25 protein-coding genes are annotated in these 21,028 nt (G+C 36.0%); 10 read left to right on the forward strand and 15 right to left on the reverse strand.

What is annotated here, in order from left to right; all coding sequences use genetic code 11:
- Positions 1–31: 31 nt before the first annotated feature.
- A complete protein-coding gene (locus OGI71_RS06450; protein WP_282254569.1) occupies positions 32–550 on the reverse strand; it encodes a DinB family protein in 519 nt (172 codons plus the stop codon).
- A gap of 142 nt (positions 551–692) precedes the next feature.
- On the opposite strand from OGI71_RS06450, the gene OGI71_RS06455 reads away from it, so the two are divergent.
- Positions 693–1,061 carry an ATP-binding protein gene (locus OGI71_RS06455; RefSeq protein ID WP_282254570.1) on the forward strand — a complete coding sequence of 123 codons (369 nt, stop codon included), beginning with the start codon at positions 693–695 and terminating at the stop codon, positions 1,059–1,061.
- An 80-nt stretch (positions 1,062–1,141) separates the two neighbouring features.
- Here OGI71_RS06455 and OGI71_RS06460 read toward each other — a convergent pair whose 3' ends face one another.
- Together OGI71_RS06460 and OGI71_RS06465 are read right to left on the reverse strand one after the other, a co-directional pair.
- Complete coding sequence (locus OGI71_RS06460; RefSeq protein WP_282254571.1) at positions 1,142–1,897, reverse strand: PoNe immunity protein domain-containing protein; 756 nt, start codon at positions 1,895–1,897, stop codon at positions 1,142–1,144.
- A 112-nt stretch (positions 1,898–2,009) separates the two neighbouring features.
- A complete protein-coding gene (locus OGI71_RS06465) occupies positions 2,010–2,273 on the reverse strand; it encodes a hypothetical protein (protein ID WP_282254572.1) in 264 nt (87 codons plus the stop codon).
- 558 nt (positions 2,274–2,831) lie between these two features.
- On the opposite strand from OGI71_RS06465, the gene OGI71_RS06470 reads away from it, so the two are divergent.
- Entirely contained in the window at positions 2,832–3,410 is a 579-nt protein-coding gene (locus tag OGI71_RS06470; protein WP_282254573.1) for a hypothetical protein, read from the forward strand.
- A 265-nt stretch (positions 3,411–3,675) separates the two neighbouring features.
- Entirely contained in the window at positions 3,676–4,122 is a 447-nt protein-coding gene (locus OGI71_RS06475) for a GNAT family N-acetyltransferase (protein WP_282254574.1), read from the forward strand.
- Positions 4,123–4,673: 551 nt separating this feature from the next.
- On the opposite strand, the gene OGI71_RS06480 is transcribed toward OGI71_RS06475, so the two are convergent.
- The 5 genes from OGI71_RS06480 to panB all read right to left on the reverse strand — a co-directional run bounded on the left by OGI71_RS06480 (position 4,674) and on the right by panB (position 8,569).
- Entirely contained in the window at positions 4,674–5,726 is a 1,053-nt protein-coding gene (locus tag OGI71_RS06480; RefSeq protein ID WP_282254575.1) for an ATP-grasp domain-containing protein, read from the reverse strand.
- Between the two features lie 294 nt (positions 5,727–6,020).
- The gene (locus OGI71_RS06485) at positions 6,021–6,425 is read right to left on the reverse strand and encodes a PaaI family thioesterase (protein WP_282254576.1); all 405 of its coding nucleotides are present in this window, start codon (positions 6,423–6,425) and stop codon (positions 6,021–6,023) included.
- 205 nt (positions 6,426–6,630) lie between these two features.
- Positions 6,631–6,759 (reverse strand): hypothetical protein, encoded by a 129-nt coding sequence (locus OGI71_RS06490; protein ID WP_282254577.1) that lies wholly within the window; start codon positions 6,757–6,759, stop codon positions 6,631–6,633.
- Between the two features lie 9 nt (positions 6,760–6,768).
- Positions 6,769–7,731 carry a helix-turn-helix domain-containing GNAT family N-acetyltransferase gene (locus OGI71_RS06495; protein ID WP_282254578.1) on the reverse strand — a complete coding sequence of 321 codons (963 nt, stop codon included), beginning with the start codon at positions 7,729–7,731 and terminating at the stop codon, positions 6,769–6,771.
- 19 nt (positions 7,732–7,750) lie between these two features.
- Complete coding sequence (panB, locus tag OGI71_RS06500; RefSeq protein WP_282254580.1) at positions 7,751–8,569, reverse strand: 3-methyl-2-oxobutanoate hydroxymethyltransferase; 819 nt, start codon at positions 8,567–8,569, stop codon at positions 7,751–7,753.
- Between the two features lie 765 nt (positions 8,570–9,334).
- Between panB and OGI71_RS06505 the strand changes: the two genes are divergently transcribed.
- From OGI71_RS06505 to OGI71_RS06515, 3 genes are all read left to right on the forward strand, one after another.
- Entirely contained in the window at positions 9,335–9,730 is a 396-nt protein-coding gene (locus OGI71_RS06505; RefSeq protein ID WP_282254581.1) for a hypothetical protein, read from the forward strand.
- A 94-nt stretch (positions 9,731–9,824) separates the two neighbouring features.
- A complete protein-coding gene (locus OGI71_RS06510; protein ID WP_282254582.1) occupies positions 9,825–10,082 on the forward strand; it encodes a hypothetical protein in 258 nt (85 codons plus the stop codon).
- Complete coding sequence (locus OGI71_RS06515; protein ID WP_282254584.1) at positions 10,082–10,720, forward strand: zeta toxin family protein; 639 nt, start codon at positions 10,082–10,084, stop codon at positions 10,718–10,720. The genes OGI71_RS06510 and OGI71_RS06515 overlap by 1 nt, the downstream gene beginning before the upstream one ends.
- A 355-nt stretch (positions 10,721–11,075) precedes the next feature.
- Here the strand turns inward: OGI71_RS06515 and OGI71_RS06520 are convergent, their stop codons facing one another.
- From OGI71_RS06520 to OGI71_RS06540, 5 genes are all read right to left on the reverse strand, one after another.
- Complete coding sequence (locus OGI71_RS06520; RefSeq protein ID WP_282254585.1) at positions 11,076–11,726, reverse strand: HD domain-containing protein; 651 nt, start codon at positions 11,724–11,726, stop codon at positions 11,076–11,078.
- Positions 11,727–12,135: 409 nt separating this feature from the next.
- The gene (locus OGI71_RS06525; RefSeq protein WP_282254586.1) at positions 12,136–12,759 is read right to left on the reverse strand and encodes a hypothetical protein; all 624 of its coding nucleotides are present in this window, start codon (positions 12,757–12,759) and stop codon (positions 12,136–12,138) included.
- A gap of 414 nt (positions 12,760–13,173) precedes the next feature.
- The gene (locus tag OGI71_RS06530; protein ID WP_282254587.1) at positions 13,174–14,262 is read right to left on the reverse strand and encodes a hypothetical protein; all 1,089 of its coding nucleotides are present in this window, start codon (positions 14,260–14,262) and stop codon (positions 13,174–13,176) included.
- Between the two features lie 213 nt (positions 14,263–14,475).
- Positions 14,476–15,663 (reverse strand): NAD(P)/FAD-dependent oxidoreductase, encoded by a 1,188-nt coding sequence (locus OGI71_RS06535; protein WP_282254588.1) that lies wholly within the window; start codon positions 15,661–15,663, stop codon positions 14,476–14,478.
- Positions 15,656–16,153 (reverse strand): transposase, encoded by a 498-nt coding sequence (locus tag OGI71_RS06540; RefSeq protein WP_282254589.1) that lies wholly within the window; start codon positions 16,151–16,153, stop codon positions 15,656–15,658. Before OGI71_RS06540 ends, OGI71_RS06535 begins: the two co-directional genes overlap by 8 nt.
- Positions 16,154–16,277: 124 nt before the next feature.
- Here OGI71_RS06540 and OGI71_RS06545 point away from each other — a divergent pair, with 124 nt between their 5' ends.
- Positions 16,278–17,240 carry an AraC family transcriptional regulator gene (locus tag OGI71_RS06545; protein ID WP_282254590.1) on the forward strand — a complete coding sequence of 321 codons (963 nt, stop codon included), beginning with the start codon at positions 16,278–16,280 and terminating at the stop codon, positions 17,238–17,240.
- Between the two features lie 325 nt (positions 17,241–17,565).
- Positions 17,566–18,618: a ribosome small subunit-dependent GTPase A gene (rsgA, locus tag OGI71_RS06550; protein WP_282254591.1), complete on the forward strand. Its 1,053-nt coding sequence runs from the start codon at positions 17,566–17,568 to the stop codon at positions 18,616–18,618.
- Positions 18,619–18,673: 55 nt separating this feature from the next.
- Here the strand turns inward: rsgA and OGI71_RS06555 are convergent, their stop codons facing one another.
- Complete coding sequence (locus OGI71_RS06555; protein WP_282254592.1) at positions 18,674–18,901, reverse strand: hypothetical protein; 228 nt, start codon at positions 18,899–18,901, stop codon at positions 18,674–18,676.
- A gap of 434 nt (positions 18,902–19,335) precedes the next feature.
- Here OGI71_RS06555 and OGI71_RS06560 point away from each other — a divergent pair, with 434 nt between their 5' ends.
- Entirely contained in the window at positions 19,336–19,530 is a 195-nt protein-coding gene (locus OGI71_RS06560) for a hypothetical protein (protein WP_282254593.1), read from the forward strand.
- Between the two features lie 454 nt (positions 19,531–19,984).
- Here the strand turns inward: OGI71_RS06560 and OGI71_RS06565 are convergent, their stop codons facing one another.
- The gene (locus tag OGI71_RS06565; RefSeq protein ID WP_282254594.1) at positions 19,985–20,128 is read right to left on the reverse strand and encodes a hypothetical protein; all 144 of its coding nucleotides are present in this window, start codon (positions 20,126–20,128) and stop codon (positions 19,985–19,987) included.
- Between the two features lie 289 nt (positions 20,129–20,417).
- On the opposite strand from OGI71_RS06565, the gene OGI71_RS06570 reads away from it, so the two are divergent.
- Positions 20,418–20,957 carry a cupin domain-containing protein gene (locus OGI71_RS06570; protein WP_282254595.1) on the forward strand — a complete coding sequence of 180 codons (540 nt, stop codon included), beginning with the start codon at positions 20,418–20,420 and terminating at the stop codon, positions 20,955–20,957.
- Positions 20,958–21,028 lie beyond the last annotated feature (71 nt).

Here is a 21,028-nt window from a genome sequence, read left to right on the forward strand (position 1 = left end):
CGGATGATAATGTATAACGTGTATTTTTAAGTTACTTGGTAAATAAGTTGTTGGACACTATTATATTTTCTAACTGACGACAATGTCTTTGCGTGTGGTAAATATTAAACCAAATCCATTCATATCTCGTGAATTCACCATATGCCGGAATTGAAAAGGCAATGCAAGTCAGAGACAGATCGCTTGCTTCGATAGTCTCTTTTATTTGTTTAACCCGATTTTCCAAAGACTTTATCAAATCATTTTTATCTATTTTTTCGTTGGAAGGTAATATTGCTTTCGGTGCATTCATTTTAATTGAATCATCTGCGAATAGGGCATTAATTGGATCTAGTTTTTGGTCGATTGGTCGTTCTGTAACAGTTGTTTTTCCATTCAAAATTTCAACAAATTGATAGGATTTATACAAATGATCTCCTAATTGTCCAGCTGACCAACCGTGTGTGGGTTGGAAGTTTAATTGCTCCTCGGATAGTGAAAGCAGCAGTTTCAATAATCTGTAAGCCGTTTTATGAAATTCATTAAATGTATCTTGTTTGGTAGCTGCCATTTCTATGTATTATTTTACCTCCACGACAACTCAAATATATGTGAAACTATCCAAATCGCCAAATTAACGAAGCCGGCAGATGACACCAAAATTTTAAACTATTTAAAAGGTTGGTTACAGAGACACATAACGCAGTAACTTCTTGGCCTGTGCGCTGGGCTTTAAAACGCTATACTTCAGCATGAACCGCTTTATGGATACCGTTGTACAGACCAGGCTTGATGGTACTTATCTGAAATGGATAAAGGGTATCGCAAACCAAAAGTTACTGATACTGGATGACTTCGGGTTAAAATCTATAGACGTCGACACTCGGCTTGCATTGCTGGATATATTGGAAGAAAGATATGGAGATAGCTCTGTTGTCATAACTTCTCAGCTACCGATTGAAGCATGGTACAACTTTATTGATGAGCCAACACTTGCGGATGCGATAATGGACAGATTGACAGCTTCCGCACACAGACTCTCGCTACAGGGGAAGTCTTTAAGAAAGAAAAAAAATCATTAAGTTTGAAAAGTTAATACAATCCAGTTGTAAAATAGCTCGGGTTATTGGTCACTAAATCTGGTGTACTTTTGTCGGAATATTCACCAATGTACCATATCATAAGGATAGAAAGGATGGTCTTTGAAACTACTATCATCCAACCTCATTTTTTTTACTACCGCCCCAACTTCCCAAGCCCAATATCCGCTATAGCCTTTGTCTCTTAAATGGGTATTATACCACGGTTCATTTTTGTGCATTTCGTACCATTTATCCAAATATTCTTTTATAGCCTCCTCTGCTTTTTCTTTTGGAAGTTGGGTTATATTATATAATAATTCGTAAGGTTTATCTCCATCTCTTTTCTTGTCCTTTTCGTTTAATAAAAAGAAAATCAATGAATCCGGCTTCCATATCTCTTCTATTGCACTACCATCTGCTATATTGATAAAATCTTTAATTTTATTCATTTCGTCTTTTTCAACTTCAAGTAACAAAGCGAAACTAACCATTTGCAAAAGAAGGGTATAGTCCTGATATTCTTCCGACCAACCTAACGAAAAATTTTCTGTGGATTCTTGAAATATTGCGAGTAATTCTTGTATGTTTGCCCCAATAGAATATAAAGTTTCTATTTTTTGATTTCTAATACTAGCAGCACTTAAATAATGAAAAGCAGTTAATCTACCATGTTGCTTAAAATACTCAATATCGTTTTTTTTATCTGCTTCAATAAAACGATTACATCTATCCGCTTCCTGTTGAAAATATTTTGCATCTTTGAATTGTGCTCTCACTTTAGTTTCCTGTTCTTTTCTTTTTGAAGAAGATCCAAACAAATTATTAAATAATCGCATATTAATATTTTTAAAATTTAAAAAACAATTTTATACTGAAATATCCAGCCTACCAATGCAGAACCAGTATTACTTCCTGCAATACCACGTATTATGCCTCCTAATAGGCCCCCTACTGTTGTAACGATCCCGGACATATTGCGGTACCAATGATAGCGCCTATCAGCTCTTTACCTTCCATCGCCAGATTGATTTTTGTGTTGTTCGGATTGATCTCGAGGTTGTACTCCAAAAATTCATAGGAAAACGGTTCTTCATCATAACTCACTAAGGAACTGGACTTTGTTTTATTTTCTACCTTGATTTTTTGCGCATGAACAGCTACGCAACCAAATAGTGCGAATAGTGAAAAGCGAATTGTGCCAATACTTTTCATAAAAAAATAATTAATAAATTTTGATAATTGAGTACAATAAGAACCAATTTTACCATAATACGGAAATACTATTTACAATTCGTGCTGATAATTTTAAATCCGAAGAAATAGACAAACACTCTAATATTAAATACAAATATAATCTTGCCTTTCCCTAAATTCTGGCTTTCAATGGCAACTATAATCGGGTTATCTTTACTGGTATGGCCAATAGCAGAGTTAAATAATCTAACGCTAATGGACCCCTGACATTAAGGTATTTTTCCGCATTTTCTGGAATCCATTTATCATGAATATATTTTATAAAGTTAGACCATGCATCGATATGATACATATTCGAATCTACTACTCTTCCATCAGGGAATGAATGTAAATAAGTGTTATGCGTACAATAGAAGTTTGAACCAGTACTTTTAACGTATGTCACGAAGCGCCTTCCAACCGAGATATCAGGAACTAATTTTTTAAAGTCAATACGTTAATTCGTTTTTTTATTGCATATTAGCCATCGGAAAATTAGACCATTTGAATTGATACAACTTATAAAACAAATTGACTATGGAAAGGCCGTATAGCGGTATTGCAACCCATTACGAAACTCCAACGGGATATTCCATTATCGTCCCGGCAAAGAAGCATTTACCTATTATCATTATTTTTAGTTTATGGCTGGTCGGTTGGATACTATCAATTGTTTCTTTTGGACCGACACTCGGAGACTTTTACGATAACACGGGAGGATTAAGCTTCGAGGGAATATTTATTATAGTTTGGTTGATCTTTTGGATAGCAGGTGGCTTATTTGTAATGAAAACGTTGATGTGGTATTTAATTGGAAAAGAAATCATCACAATAGATCGCGAACAAATTACTATTGCAAGACAAAACGATATACTCTTCAGGCAGAAGATATATGATCTACAGGAAGCGAAGAGATTTCATATTGAGGAAGAACATTTTGAATTTAATTTTTGGGGCCGAAGGAATGATTTAGGAGTGTTCAGAAACAGAGGCACTATTCGATTTGAATATGGTTTTAAAACCATAAAATTTGCAAATGATATGGATCAAGCTGAGGCAAACCACATCTTGGAAACATTACGATCGTCGGGCTATCTGACCGCCACTAATTTCTGATTAAATTTTATATCGTTATGGACGGAGCCTTCGATTTAAAAAAATTCATACAATAAGTATCAGCTCCCTTGTTAAGTAACCGAAATCATGTGAGCTCCAATGGTAGGATTGCTTATTATCATTTTGGTTATATTATGAGGCCTTATTATATAATTCATTTATTATATTTGATTTTGCTATTCGGAGAATATTTCATGGATGTTCATTCGATAAAAGAGGACAAACAGTTGCGATAGTTTTTCTGCTTTTTTTGTTTTTAGAATAGATGACATTGGAAATAAAATACAGACCTGCATTAAAAAGTGATCTCAAGTTTTTGTTGGACCTCAGAATGCAGACGATGAATCCGCATTTAATAGCTAGCGATTTACCAGTATCTGATGAGGCGCATTTACAAAGGATTGAATATCAATTTGGACACGCCACAATAATTGAGATAAATAAATGTGCCATAGGTTTATTAAAGGTTCACAGACAAGCAAATAACATAGAACTGATACAAATTCAGGTGGCACCCTCCTACCAAGGCAACGGAATCGGTACGAGAATATTGAATGATTTGATAAAGGAAGCTATTGAATCAAAGAAATCGATCACATTGAGTGTCTTAAAAACCAATCAGGCAAAGAATCTATATTTAAGCGTGGGTTTCAAGATTGTTGGCGAGACTGATGACTCCTACCTGATGTTGTTTGAAAAAGCGAGTATCTGACGAAATAGCATTTTAGGGTATCGTAGTATAGCCAGTGAGATGAAGCATTTATTTGAGTCTTCTATCTCAACCGCATCTATTCATAAAATTCTTAAAAAGGATAATAAACAGTGGAGGTCAATTAGAGAATGTAACTGACTATTTCAACTGCAAACTTACAGCAGGTATATCGTTTTGTTGGCGAACCGACCGCAGTTTCGGCTATAGCTAGTGTTATCCTGAACGGAGGATCTGATAAAAAAATCTTTCCTTTTCAACAATGCGTTATTAATCAAGCCTTTAAGTTTAGGATTCAAGTAAATTCTAAACAAAATTATAGTATGGGTACACCACAAAAAGACCTGTCGTATTTCAGGAAGTGATAAACGGTACATTGTCTAAAGAAAGCCGATTAAGCGAACTAAAAAAGGAACTGGCTCCCATTGAGCGAAGATACAGTTATCTATCACGCCCAAAGCTAAGGAAGACGTCTGACCTGCGAATTAAAACCGTTTACCTTATCTGACACTTCAATGGCACAGTTTTTCAGATAATGAAATTTGATTGTTCTGTTATTCTTTCCAATGCTGATGAAGCATATTTAGTATCAAATCGTCAAAGCTCCACCCAATTTTTCGGGCTGCCAATGCGGTCAGACTGTCCTGGTCTTGGCGGTGCGGACGGGAAGCACCTGTCATATTGGGTTTCATATTAAGGTCAAACAGAAAATATTTACCGTCTGCATTGGCTCTACAATCAATACGAATGGGTGCTTTGGCATTAACTAATTTAGCTGCCTGCTCACATTGTCGGCAAAGTTGTATGATGGCTGTTTGACGTAATTCTTCATCGGTAAGAACCTTGCTGTTGTTGATAACAGCTACCGTTCCGTTATAGGGGGCAATACCGTTGTGATGGTTGAAACGCTTTATAGGTGGTAAAGCCCAATAATCGTTTTTTGCTTCTGTAATCCCATTGAAGATATATTTTCCCCTTGGCATTACGGTAATGGTAATTTCCTGTCCTGATAAAAACTCTTCTACGTACAACGCTTCGCCATAGCTTTTGGAACCAAACATTTGTTTGAGTAGGGCTGTTAGTTCCTCCTTGTGGTTTACGACAGAAACTCCCTGACTGCCCCTGCCACGAATAGGCTTTGTCACCACTGGAAAAGGGAAGCCCAGTTGATAACTGTCTACGTTTTCGTGTGTTATTATTACAGATTTTGGTATGGGCAAGCCGCTTGCTTTTAACAAGTCGTTTGTTATCCATTTATCATCATACAAATCAACATTCTCGGGAATTTGCCCTACGACCGAAATGCCATTTTTGATGAAATCTTCAATGGGGTGTCCTTTGTACAAAACTGTATTGAGCCAGATAATGTTTGCTCCTTTACCAATGGCAGATTGTATTCCTGCAATTGTGTCGGGAAATACCCAATCCAAGTCGTTTTCAATTTTTGGGTTTTCAACGGGCGTTATGACACGGATGTTTTGTTGTTGGAGTGAATAGGCAATATCTGCTCCGCTGTCGGAATATCCGCCTGGTTTCATCGGTTTAATAATTCCGTTTCGTTTGGGTGGTGTTTCTGTCTGATAAATTATAGCTATTGCTTCTTTCATAGTAAGATTATTAGTTTTGTACGGTATGTAGAAAGTTGTTTGCATTTCTGCTATTTCAGCTTTTTTCCGCTGTTTTTTCGTTCTTCGTTTTATATATCCTATAAGAATGTAGTAATACGCCAATCTTACAGCCGATAAAAATTGGTGGAGCATCGAGCATAACACCATACACCACATAAATGGCATTTGCAACCAACCCCAATACTCTTAAATAGAGGCCTTTTTCATTGACATTGAAATGAGATTGAGTGACAGGGTAGTATAACCAATGATTTGTATCATAATAACGGATTGTTACTGTTGTATGGCAATCATCGTTGCCGTCATTTTTGCGATTAGTTTTTCTTCGTTGCTGTCGTAAACATAACCCTCACAAACGGTCAGTGTCCTGCCTGCCTGTAACACCTTACCAATGGCAATGAGCTTGTCTGTTTTGGCGGGTTTCATAAAATTGATTTTGAACTCAACGCTCAATACTTCGGTATTTTCGGGCATCATCGTCAGTGCTGCATAACCGCAGGCACTATCTACAATACTCGTGGCTACTCCTGCGTGAAAAAAGCCGTGTTGTTGTGTCAGTGCTTCAGAAAATTCGCAAGTGATTTTTACCCGCCCTTTTTCGACTTCTCCCAGTTGAGCATTTAAGGTTTTCATCAAACCTTGCTTATCAAAACTCTGTTTTACTCTTTCGTATATCATAAGTTGTACATTTCTTTTTGTTTATGAATTGCAGAGCCATATCAGATGTCTGATACATTTATTTACCTGACAAATTCATAGGTAAAAAAGGATTTCCCGTTCGGTAATATGTTTTCTTGTGAGCCAATCAATTCAAATCCATACTTTAATGCATTTTTTTTCAAATCTTCCCCATCCACAATTCTAAAAATATATTTTACGTCTTTTACACTTTCAATTCCTGTCGGGCTAACTGAACCTGCCCCATTGTATCTTTACCGATGGAAAGCACTACGAAATCAACTTCTAAGAACTGTCTTGCTACGGCGTTTTCTTTTTTTACTACGTTTTTCATATCTGTTGTTTAGTTGTTGTCTAAGTTTAGTTCCATTTGAATGTTGCAGCGTTTGTAAGGTGTGGGGTGTCCTACTATTTTCTGGAAACCCAGTTTGTAATACAGATTGATAGCGGCTTTTAGTATGGTGTTACTTTCAAGGTATAATTTCGAAGCTCCGTTTTCCTTAGCGGAATTAATAACCGTCTGTCCCAATAACCACCCCATATTTTTGCCCTGTGCTTTGGGTGATACAGCCATTTTTGCTATTTCAAAATCATATTCGGGATCGTCTATTTTGATTAAGGCACAAACTCCAAGCGGTTCGTCATTGTATAAAGCCACAAATATTTTTCCACCTTTGTCCAAAATATATTCTTCGGGATTGTTCAGTGCTTTATAGTCCGCTTCTTCCATCTCAAAGTAGCTGGAAATCCATTCTTCGTTGAGCGATCTGAAAGCGGATCGATATTTTGGGGCATATTCAATAACCTTTATATTCTTACTTTCTCGCATTTTTTTTTGTTCCTTTACCCGTTTGAAAATTGATTTTTGTTCCAACAAAAACTCCCATTCTTCAATCGCTTCCCAAAGGTTGTGCGTGGCTTCCGTAATGATACCGTCGATAGCGATGTCAATATCAGCACATTGTACCTTTATCATTTTTTCGGCGACTGTGGCTCCTTTTTCCGTAAGCCCAACTACATTTCTACGTTTGTCATTGGATTTGAGATTATCCTTAACCAATCCAGCTTTTGCCATCTCTTTTACAATTTTTGTGACGGACGGTTGGGAATGTCCGATTTGTTCGGCTATTTCGGTGATGGTTTTTGCTCCCTCATCATAAAGAACGAAAAACACGGGAAACCATTTTGGCGAAAAATCCACATCGTAAAGCTCGTAAATTCTGGCTGCATCTTCGGTTACTTTTGCCGTAAGTAAACGTAGCCGGCTACCCAATGCCATTTTTCCTGTTTTGTTGAAGATTTCCATTTATTTATTCGTCTTACGGTTAATAACTTTCATCTTCGTTCGGGAAATTCCTTGCTTTTACATCTGCGATGTAATGATGTGTCGCTTCTGTCATTATCGTTTGTAGGTCTGCATAACGTCTTAGAAATTTGGGTGAAAAATCCTTATTCATACCCATGGCATCCTGAATGACCAATACCTGTCCGTCTGTTCCCGAACCTGCACCAATACCGATTGTAGGAATAGTTAATCTTTCTGAAATTTCGGTCGCCAGTTTTGCAGGTATTTTTTCAAGTAATATGCCAAATGCTCCCAGTTCTTCCATTAAAAGACAGTCTTCAATAAGTTTTTTCGCTTCTTTCTCATCCTTTCCACGAATGGCATAGGTTCCGTATTTGTTAATGGACTGAGGCATTAAGCCTAAATGTACCATTACAGGAATACCAGCGTCAATTATCTTTTTTACATCTTCTTTTATTTCTGCTCCACCCTCTACCTTAATGGCGTCTGCTCCTGTTTCCTGCATCATACGGATAGCAGTTTCAAGGGATTTTAGGGGATTGCCCGATACCGTTCCGAAAGGCATATCGACAATAACCAATGCTCTTTTTGTTCCGTTTACCACCGATTTTGCGTAATATATCATCTGGTCAAGTGTGATGGCCAGCGTTGTTGGATTGCCCACCATTGTGTTTGAAGCACTATCGCCCACAAGTACCACGTCTATACCTGCACCATCAATTATTCTTGCCGTTGTATAATCATAGGCAGTCAATATGCTTATCTTTTCTCCGCTTTGCTTCATCTTTTTTAACTGAAGCGTAGTAACTTTCTTTTTATCTTCTGTATGGACTGACATAATATTTCTATTCTTTTGGTTCTTTCTGTAATACCTTCTCAGTAATAAATGACTTTACCGAGTAATATCTGTATAATCTTTTTTCAGTTTTTATTCAAGGTAATGTGCGATGTACAAACCAATTTTTTTCATCGTCTTTAACTGCATAAATATCAAATTTGCAAATAATCAATCTCGTAACGTTTTTACTACTTCGCCAGTGATAGCACCTATTTTGGAATATCTACCCTAATATGCTGTTCATATTCTGCGATGAATTGATATATTTTGTATCTTGTATAATTTAACAATAACTAATTACATAACTGATTATGCAAATATATAAAACAAAGTTATTTTGACAAATGCTTTTTCGTTGTCTTGCTTTTATAAAACAAAAATGAAAGTTTATAACTATTATAGGACTAGATATTTCTATATAGCATTAGGAGTATACCCTAACCTATTTTTGAATAGCCGGCTAAAATGTTGGGGACCAGCATTGATTGGGTTGATCATACTTATATCGTGTGTACTCATCATGGGAAATTATCAGTTTAATAAAAATATCGCAATTACAATCGTGTGGATTATCTTAGAAGCTTATTATATATGCTATGAAATTTTAATCGGTGATCTTATTGAGAAAATACCTTTTTTTTAAAATCTCAACTACGGTTTCCAAGCTCAATGCATTTATGTTATTCTTTCCGGCGTATTTCCATTGATTGGCTATGTTATGTTTAGATCAAAAAGAGCATTGAACAAAGAGTAAATCCGGGATCTATGGAAAGTAATTGGGATAAATATGGATTTTCATGTACTATGGGACCAAAGTTAAGGGAACTGGTGCAAATCCAACTTGTTGATGAACTAAATAGTTTATTGGGCATGAGCATCAAATTTGATTTCGACTGGTCGAAATCCTGTATCGAGGGACATAATGGAATGTTTCTGGATGGTAGTCTGGAAAATTATTCAGGTATTATATTGATCGACAAACAAGCATCAATTAAAGCAGATGGTTGGATGGACTTTATTCAGGAAGGAGATTTCTTCCTGGCTTATTGGGATCAAATAACAGTTTGTCATAATAATAAGGAGCTATTCTCAAAAGATTTTGGGATCTCTAGCATTGCCTTTGATTTAGTTCCTGAGGAATTGCGGTGGCATCTAAAATAAGTCAGAAAATACTAAAGAAATGATTATGTTAAAAATTCATAGATAATACCTTAAAACATTTTTTTATCTTTGGTATATCAACTATTTTTTAAGTATGACTGTAATATCGCTACGCGAACAGGTAAAGAGCGGTACTGTAGCAGTAAGAGCGCTAAGATTAAAGAGATTGGAAAACGGTTTACCGTTTATGATCAACGTTAAAGGAATGGAAGAAAAGTTATGTTACATTGAATATCCAAATGGCAATATTCATCTCGTAAAACAATCTTCTCAAGGCAACGATTTTGAAACGCTGGAAGTTCTGGATAAATCAGAAGCTATAAATCTTAGACGTCGATTTAATCTCATATAATGCCTGAGTTATTCGTCATCACTGGATCTAACGGTGCAGGAAAGTCTACAATTGGCCCAATATATTTTCCTCCGCATTTACAAAATGTTTTCGATGGTGACAAACTCTACCTCCAAAAAAGGTCGGAATTATGGAGGTCTGGTATCCGAGTTCAAAGAGAATTGAATTCACAAGCGTCAGATTTTGTCGATTCTACTTTCGAATCGTTAGTAAATAATGCTATTTCCAATAGTATTGACTTCGCTTATGAAGGTCATTTTTCTCAGGATAACAGTTGGGAGCCTTTGCAGAGATTTAAGGATGCTGGATATTATTTACATATGGTTTTCTTCGGTCTGGATAATGTTGATATCTCATCCGACCGTGTACTTATAAGGGCAAAAGAAGGTGGTCACAATGTTGATCCCCTGACTTTGAGAGATAACTATTTTGGGAACTTACACCAAGTAGACAGACGCTTCCTTATCTTTGATAGCTTAAAGATAATTGATACATCGGAAATGGAACACAGAGATCTTATATTTATCCTAAATGGAAACATAAGGGAGTTTCTCCCCCTATCGGAACAACCATGCTGGCTTTTAGAAAATATGCCTAATATTTCTAATCTATTGGGTAAGTCTATTAGTGAACGATAATGAAAAGATCCGATTAGCGCGACCTTTGCTTAGAATATCATAAAACAACTAGATGTCGACTATTGAACAGAGTATTGACAGATTGAGAGTTCTACTTCTTTTCTTATGTATCTAGCAAAAGCTGGGCCTAAGAGAAATACGTACTTGCCCTTATTTTTGATCAAGCAACTTTGTTTGAGCTGTATATATATTTTTCCATCCCTCTATACCTGAGATCTAAATATTTTTATCTTCGTCACAACCATACCATAATCTAAAAATAATTTGTTTACCGTCAGAATCAATTGCATTTATGTTAATTACTACATAGCTGTAATTAGAAGTGAAAAATACTTCTCCGCCAGTAGAACCTCCCCTATCTAAAAGTCGAGATTGCGCGCTCACGAATCTCCGAAACATTCAACCCGGCCTCTTCCAATTTCTGCGAGGCCTGCTGCCCGATTAAATCCTTTAACAGGACAAAGGTCTTGTCAAATTGGACATGTTTGCCCATTACAAAAGAAAGATCATACTCAACTTCTTCCCAGGTAGAAATATCGGCATGATTGTGCTGTAGCTGTACCTCTAACTTGTCAATGGCATTGGCGACCTTGGCTTCAAAGGTTTTCTTCTCTTCAAATTCATAGAAAAGATCATAGATCTCTTGTCCGTTACTTGTGGCCAGCATTTGCCTGATCTTGAGGATGGCCTGTTCTCCATTTTGCTGTTTGATCTTTCTGATCTCCGGATTGCGGATCTGATCTAATACGGACACGTCTCCCGCTTCGGCTTCAACAAGATCATGAATAATGATCATTTTTAACAGACGGGCTAAATCTACCTTCTGATCCAAAAGCGGCTCAATCAATATAGCCATCAGCGACATACGCCAGGTATGCTCGGCAACACTCTCCTGTCGCCCATTGGACAACCAGCTATGCCGTAGTTCGAACTTTAGTTTCTCAGCCAGCTGCAGCACATCCATTATCGCAGCCAATTGTTGTAGCTTAATTTGATCACTCATCATAGTAATATATAATACGTTAGTCTATTTTGATATCTATCGGTTAAATAGCACGACTAATCTACTAAATTCGACGCATGAACGATACTGTTTTTCGATGAACATACAATTCATCACGACGAAAAAAAGGTTTGCCTAGCAACAGCGGGGCGTGGTGTGACTACTTACTGCGTTACCATATAAACTTTCCTTAGGTTTCATTTAAAAACTTTTACTTCGGCAGTCATTGGTAGACGCGGAGAATCACGTTAAGTTCAAAGTTCAAGTACAAAGGACAGAAGCTTAAAAACGGTTTTCTTCAATTATATCTAACTAAAGAAGACTGAATAACAACAGACCACAAATGTCTTTCAAAAATAGTTCAATGACGCAAACAAATCCGCTAAAATTATCTCTTTCCGATCTATATCTTTCAATTGGCAACTGTATCCACACGACAATAAGTATATGTATCATGGTTAAGAGCGCCGGCGAGCGGAAAGAGAATAAGAAAACCGCCTGCTGTCGACTCACTCGGCACGACTAAATCACCATGATTATCTAGTGCAAAGCAAATAGTTTTGGTAAAGAATCTATTGAACAATACATAGATGTCAAGGTCTGTATTTCTGAAAGAAACAAAATTTTGCGGTTCGGGCTTAATTTTCCTCGTTCTTTCACGCACGACATTTCCTAAGGTATCAATTAGTTTGAAATGGACTTTATTTTTTTTGGTGAGCTCCAATGAGGTTTTGTAAAGATAGTGCAGACTATCAGTTTTATAGTAATTTGGTTCTATATAGTTCCATAGACAATATTCATTATAGGCTGCACTCTTCTCCTGACTGCCATGATTATGGCCTATTATCTTCTTGGGATAATTATCAAAGATGTATGTCTCCTTCAATTCTACCTTCGAAACCCTATGTGCCGCAGCAGTTTGTGCTAAATACTTAGGCGATATGGAAGTGCAAGAGATACACAAAAAAAGAAATACCACTGAAAATAGTGCAATGACTACAGTGTGCATATTGTAATGTTTTTGGATTTCTTTCATAAGCTCTTTTGTTCCGTATAAAATCCGATAAATAATAATAAAAAAATGGAAATTTCATATAAGAAGTTTTATAGAAATTAAATCTACTTAATTTATCTGTCCCTTCCAACCATAGTCAAACGAACTGCTTTGGCACTTTAAAAAGAAATAACTGGTGTATATTTTAATGTTGTATTAGCTCTAAACTTACCAAATTTCCATTCAAATAATTGTGATCGCTTAAACATTTCCTACATCCTCGCCTCATGGCTATTGGTGCGAGATATAAAGGAATTTGCATAGCCCGCTCCTATATCACTAAAAATATTGGTGCCGATGACAACATTGGCAGCTATTGACCGACTTTGATATTGCTCTGTGGCGGAATGTTGCAAGATATTAAATGTAATGTAAACTGCGTCAGTGTATAAATATTTATTCAGATCCAAAAAGTTTCTGCCACCACGTCTGCCTCGCTTTTGGCAAGATGCTGTTATGTGCAATAATTTTTTCCTCTTTCATTATTTCTGTCACGTCTTTAATTAAACCATCCACCATCGGAGAAAAGTTGCTGTACTTTTTATTTTGAACTTTTATAATATGATATGATTTCTTAGCTGTCTCGTCTGATGAACTGTTTGTGCTAATAATCATTCGGCAAAGTTGTTCAATACAAGCTCTTACAATATTGCCGTTATCTGTTCCTTTTATTACGCTCTCAAGGATTTCAAGAGCTTTATTATTTTCACCAGTCTCAACATATAACTCTGCCAATTGTCGATTGTAGATGTCGGTTAGAAAATCTTTATCATTTTTTTTGAGTGTCAATTTGAAAGCTTCAATCTCTGAAAGCTTGTCGTCAGCATATTTGGCGTATGTCCTATATAAACCTAGTTCTTCATTAGTCCAAGCTCTTTCTTGATTGATCCATTCAGGTAATTTCGTCAAAAATTGTTCTCTTTCATTTGTCGAATAGAGAAAATACAGTTCGTCTTGAATTGGCAATTTGAAATTTCTGAAATAGGAATTTTTATTTTCTTTCCAATCGTCAATGTCTACCTGCGAATAAATACAACTTTCTTCCGCTTCTCCAATATACTTTAACAGTTCAGTTTTCTTTGGGTTGTCCGCTGTTTTTAAATATTGGTAGGTTTCTTTAACTCCTGCCGAAACCAAATATTCTCCATCAAATCCAATTCCGCTGTCAAAATCAATATTTTTAGCTTCAAGAAACAACCAAACGATTTCGGGTGAATTGAAAAGTGTCAGAATGAAAGCACAGAAATATAAATTATCAATGTCACCGTCTTTTCCATATTTTCGCCATTCCTTTTCTTCTGCAAAAAGATATTTTAAAATTTCATAGTCCGTCTGCCTAAGGTCATTGTAAATTGCAATATTTAGTCTTAATCGGTCAAAGTGTTTTGAATCTATGGCGTCTTTGTCAAAGCGATAATTGTCCAAGAGTTTTGGGTTCTGTCGGACTAAGTTGAGTTCAGTTTTATATTTTTCTACTACTGTCACGGTGTCTTGTTATTACTGCGTATAACTCTCAAATATACACAATTCACCAAATTAGAAAATAGATTTTATGGAAAATGCCAATTGCTGCTTTAGTTTTTTTGAGCTGATTAGCCAAGTAAAACTTGACCTCTCCCCTAAAAACTGGAGCATTTAAAAGTTGAGAATTCGGACTTGAATTACTAATTTTAAAAGGTAGGAAAAGCGATGAAAAAATCAAAAGCTCCTATTCTTACGTGAAAAGGTCCAACCATATATCCAGTCAAGCTGTTTAATTTGTTTTTTAATAAAAAAACCGATTAAACGATCACGAAACCAAGCTGTTATTGGATAGTTTTTTGTTTTGGTATTCCCTACTTTCCTTGCACTTCTTATTACTCTCTCTACTCTGGACTGACGTTCGGCCTGAAAAAGCTGAAAGGCTTGTGCATAGTCTTTGTTTAATTTTAATAATTCAGCAATTACAATCGTGTCTTCCAATGCCAATGATGCTCCCTGCCCAATATGTGGAGAGATACCATGTGCCGCATCTCCAATAAGACAAACCCTGCCTTTATACCAATGCAAAAGCTTGGGCACGTCATAAATAGGATATGCAATAATTTGATGGCTATTTTTGATTATTTTGGAAAATAACGGATCGTCATGCTGATGAATGTTTGCCAAATAGTCCTGAATTTCGGTATTTAATGTTTTTTCTACTTCTTTTGGCTTCGGTTCCTGTTCCCTAAAATAGTTATTAAACCACCAAACTTCACCTTTGTCGGAAACTGAATAAGTAAAAAATCCCCTTTCACCAAAGTTCATTCGTATGCAATCCAACGGTTCGGAAAGTTCGGGAAGATTTGCATAACCACCGGTAGAAATGACTTTCGTATACCTAATGACAGAAGCATTCGAAAATAATTGATTTCTAACCTCGGAAAACATTCCGTCACAGGCCAACATAATATATCCAGTAACCATTGTTCCATCAGCAAAATATGCAGTTACCTGTTCATTAGCCTCATGATATCTGACAATTTTTTTGTCGTACCATATTTTTATCCCGGCTGCCTTAGCAGCTAACCGAACGTATTTATTGAGGTTTGCTCTTTTGATCTGAATTGTTTCTACACCGTATTGTTGTTTCTGATAGGCCGTATCGAGTTTTGCTATTTGCTTTCCTTTAGAATTGAAAAACTTCATTGATCCCGGGGTATAATCTTTCTTGAGCAGTTTTAAATCAATAAATTCTTTCAATACATTCAAACCATTGGGTGTAAGGCCCAAAAAGACTCCCTCTTTGGCATTGTCTTCTGATCTCGCTTCAAATATTTCAACATCAAAACCTATTTTCTTTAGTTGTAAAGCTAGTATGGGCCCAGCTACGCCAGCACCGATAACGAGTACTTTTTTATCCATTGTTTTCCTCTCTTATTTTTAATCCGAATATCAGTAGGAAGTTTAATGCAAAAAAAATGGCCACGCGCACATAATTTAAATTGCGCCATTGAGCTGCTTTTTCCTGTAAGTTTATATCAAGGGTATCACTATATGGTAATTGCTGGAATTCCGTGATAAGAGGCGCGAAATAGGTTAATGTCCATATCCGAACTGCAATATGCGCAACAAGAAGCGGTAACATTAATTTTCTACGATTCTTTATCCTCCAGTTAAAAATAAACGCTGTAATAAATACCGTTTCATGAATTCCATGGATTATTATCCAAAACATTTTAAAATCCAATCCGTAAGGATTTTGAAAAAAGATGAATGAAGAAGGTGGGGCTGCTGTCCATGCAGGAACCATTATAGCAGTTTCCCATAACTGGGCTCCATTCATAATAAAGTAAGCACAGATTGAATAAAATAGCCATTGAGTAGCTTTCGGGTATTGGTATGTGTTTCTCATTTGTCTAAACTTCTTAAATTTATTTCTTACATTACCGCACTTGGCAAAAGTACCGCGCTATCAAAAAATACGCTGGCAAAAAAAGGAGTTAAACTGGTAAATTAGGGCGTAAATGGGATTTGAATTGAAAAATGAAAAAAAGGCTTTTAAAATAGCCTTTGATGAAAATGATCTTGGTGATCATGGTTTTAAAGAAAATACTTTTAAAACGAATATTCCTTTTGGACAACTAACTGCTAAACAATGGCTTTTTGACGGTATTAAGATCTTATATTCCGAAACTGATCTTGATAAACCGACCGAATTGGATTGGAAAGGAGATTCAGAGCTGGTAACCATGCATTTTAATTTGCAAGGAAGAACTTCAATAATACAGGACGGAATGAGCAATACCTTTGAATTAAATGGTAATCAGCACAATTTATTCTATGGTACCAAGGCTAATGGTAAAATGAAATTTGATGGTTTGCAGATGAAATCATTTATGATACAATTTCAAAAAAAATCTTTTTTAACAGTATCAAAAGATGGAAACGAATCCCTAAAGCAGTTTGCTGATAAAATAGTTTCGGGAACTCCGGTTGCTTTTTCAAGTTCTAGTCTAAATATTGACCTGCCAATACAAACCTGTATCCATTCGATTTTGAGTTGTGATTATTCCGGTGGATTAAAGAGACTGTTTCTTCTTTCGAAAACTATTGAGCTACTTGTTTTGCAAGCAGAGTCTTTAAATAATCTGCAATCTTCAAAATCAATATACATAAAACATGATTATGATAAAGAGCGAATTGTATACGCCCGTGACTATCTGGTTAAAAATATCGGATCACCCCCAACCTTAATAGAACTGGCAAGAATAGCTGGGGTGAACGAATACAAACTAAAACGCGGGTTTAAGGAAATATTTAATCAAACTGCTTTCTCCTATTTAGCTGACCTACGTTTGGATCTGGCAAAAAATGACCTATTGGAGGGCAAAAAGCAAGCCACTGAAATAGCGTTTGAATTGGGATACTGTTCCTTACAGCACTTCAGTAAGGCTTTCAAGAAAAAGTTTGGCATGGCGCCAAGTAAAGTCAGACGTTAATGTAAGGTAACCTCCAAAAATGCAAACAGCACATAGTCCCTTCCCTAAAGCACCTATCCTATTCTTAGAGAAATCCAGAGCAACTTGGTATCAAATAACTGATTAACATATTAAATTAGATTTTTTATATCTTTGTATCTTATGCAAAGACAACTATTCACATATTATAGTTTGACGATTGGAATGATTGCCTAATTCCGGGTGTCTTGTTTCTAAATCATCGGTTTGGTAGTTTACGTATTACCAAAGACGATTGGCATGGAACAAGCCATTCGGATGACAGAGAATTAAGCAATTTTATTTCATCATTTTAAATTAATAAGAAGTGAATAACTTATCGTTATATGGTTGGAACGATACGCTGTTGCAACTCAAACAAACTTCGCAATATAAACATCTTTTTCATGGTCGTGTTGCTGCGGTGAACAAAACCAATTATGAGGTCATTGCCGAGAGTGGTCGGCTGTTGTGCGAACTGGCAGGTAATATGCTTTATGGCCGGTCATCGTTTGAACTTCCGTGTACCGGTGACTGGATTATTTTTCAACCTTTTGAAGATAACAAAGGAATAATCGTTGATGTTTTACCACGCAACCATACGTTATACCGAAGGAAGAGTGGTTCGCAGACTGACAGGCAAGCTATAGCATCCCATGTTGACAAGGCATTTATTGTACAAAGTCTTGATGCCAATTTCAGCGTTCGCCGAATGGAACGATTTATGGTTCAAATCGTGGAAGAAAACATTCATCCGATATTGATCCTCACTAAATCGGATTTGGAGTTCAATCGCCATAAAGTAGAGGAATCGCTGAAACATATAGAACGTCAAATGCCAATACTTTTCACAAGCATTCTTTCTCCTGAATCAATACTTCCAGTGCGAAAATTTATCAAGCAGGGAGAATCGATTGTATTTGTGGGGTCATCTGGAGTTGGAAAAAGTTCTTTGATCAATGCACTGTGTGAACTGACAATATTTTCCACATCTGAGATAAGCAAATCATCAGGTAAAGGAAGACATACCTCGACTCGAAGAGAAATGATATTGATGAAGGATAGTGGTGTTTTAATAGATACGCCCGGTGTTAGAGAATTTGGTTTAGCCTCAGACAATTCTGAAACATTATCAGATATATTCGAGCTTGCTGATTTTGCAGCATCCTGTCGTTTTGAAAATTGTAAACATGTTAATGAGCCTGGCTGTGCTGTTGTAGAAGCTGTAAACAACGGTCTTTTGGAACTTGAGATATACAATAGTTACCTCAAGCTGCGGAAAGAATCCTGGTATTTTTCTACCTCGGAGTATGAAAAACGTAAAAGGGATAAATCTTTCGCTAAAATTTCAGAAGAGGCCAAGAGATTAAAAAAGCGTTAACCATTTACACAATACAGGCGTTCCTCTCAATAGTTGAACGCCTGTATTATGCAGTCTATTTATCATAGCGCTGAATAAAAAGATGGGGTTTTACTACGGGACCGTCTTTCCCTAAACGGCAGCCCGCACCATGAAACTGGTAATTGAATCCACCAATATGTCCCGAACGATTCCGGTTGCTCCTTTGTTCAAATTCATCCATATTTGGAGAGAACTGATATCTGAAGTCATCTATGAAAGCGACATAATCGTTCAATACTTTCCTTATAACTAGATTAATCATGTTGTTTCAAGATACAAAATAGTCATGAAAATTATAGCTACGGAGTTATATATTTTGTCTATTTAAAACCTCTTTTGTAAATTAAGCAGTTAGTTAGCCAAATCCCATACAAAGTTAAGAGATGGCCTTTAAAATGAGTTGTTATTCTTGACTTCAAGATAGACGAAATTTATTTTTTATGAGATGGAAATGATTATTTATTGTGGAATACAGGCGAGCGTGCTGTGGTTTTCTGATTTCAACAACGCAGCTTCTTCTTTTGAAGGTGTTATTTTGTTGCATGCGACAAAACATAGCCATATAAATGGCAAAATAAATAATTTCATAGTTGATCTATAAGTGGTTAATTGTTAGGTTAAGATAGGAATCCTAGCGAAAAATTGACACCAACTGATCAATTATTGAACAAAAGTGTAACACTTTAAACTTTAATAGTGATATTATTGACCTCCCCCCAAAAAACTGGGGTATTTAAAAAGAGAAAATTCGGTGATGAATTACTAATTTTAAAAAGGAGGAAAAAAGCGGATGAAAGTTTAAGTATGTCCGGAGCAGATGAGCTTGCTGTTCCTAAAAAATTACAGGAATTCATAAAAGTTGCTACAGGATTTTTCCAGGTTACCGACTAAACTATTCAATCTTTTAATAAAAAAAAGAACATCCGCATGTGAGCAGATGAGTTTTTTAATCTTATGACAATGAAATATTATGTAAGCCCTTTAAATGCTAAAACCGTTGCAGATGATATTTGTGTAGACAATGAATTGGAAGTATTGCTAAGAGAACATAATTTCATTGATTTCAATTCTGATAGCTTTTGAAGGTAATGACCTGGATGAAAAAGATACTTCCTGTTCGAAAACAATAGAGTACATTGTAAAATTGGCTCAGTTTTCCAACCGGGTTATATCAGACTTTGTTATCACGAATGAATTCTTCATACATATCTAGGTAATCTGGAGCTTTCAAATTTTCCAACAATCTTTTCTTAACACTATCCTTATTAATATAATATTTATCAACATACCCTATGCGATTCTTGTAGTTTAAAATTGCCTGGCTATGGAATTCGGCAAACAACACTCAAGTCATGAGTGACATCCATTCATCTAGATCATTGGTCTTCTGTTCGACAGTACCCCATACAAATGATAAATTCTTGAAAAGCACGCCATTCTCGATGAATTGACCATCTTCGATAAATATCTCGCCTGGCCAAAAACTCATAGCTCTATCATATAAAATCTCAAAATCCATATCTAATTTACAATTCTATAGTAGGACACCAAATTATAAAAAATGAATGGAATATTAGGTTACAATCAAATACCTAAGTTATTCATAATCGTCGAAATTCATGCTGAATGAAGGAATATCCAATAAATGGTATTCGCGATGTTCATTTTCAAACAGATGTATATGTATCACATCTGTATATTTTTTTTTGATAGTTCATTTATTTTACTTTATTTAATAAAAAATAATCCACAAATGAACCATATAAATCTATCATATTATGAAAAGACAAAAATTTATCTCGACAATATTGCTGGGAATTCCTTTACTTTCCTCAGCTCACGTTTTGAAGCTTCGAAGCAAAAAAAATATCGGCAAATCATATAAAAATGGTTTTGTAGTTCGGGAAGATGAGAGTCGTTATCACGGTATACAGACGAAGCCTGAAAATGCCTTTCTGCGTTGTAAGCTGTCTTCGGCAGATACTAACGAGGCATTGTTCATCCAAACTTCCACGCCAAAAGTATTTGAGCGTAAAGGTGGTCCCCCACCACATATCCACACATACGAAGATGAAATAATTTACATTGTGTCAGGCGAATTTATTGTACATATAGATGGGGAGGACTTTTCATTAAAGTCGGGTGATACTGCTTTTATTCCAAGAGGTACTTTACATACCGTTACCAATCCCATTGAAAATAATCCTGGTACTTTGATAACCATATTTCAACCTGCCCCCAAAAAGATTGAGGACTTTTTTGGTTACATCAGTGAAAAGGGAGAAATCCCAAAAGATATAATTCCCAATGGATGGTAAAGATTAACAACCGGTTTTGTAAGTACGAGGCAAATATCAATAAAACGCAAAGAAATTAAATAGGATGAATA

The organism is Sphingobacterium sp. ML3W (assembly GCF_029542085.1).
GTDB lineage: Bacteria > Bacteroidota > Bacteroidia > Sphingobacteriales > Sphingobacteriaceae > Sphingobacterium.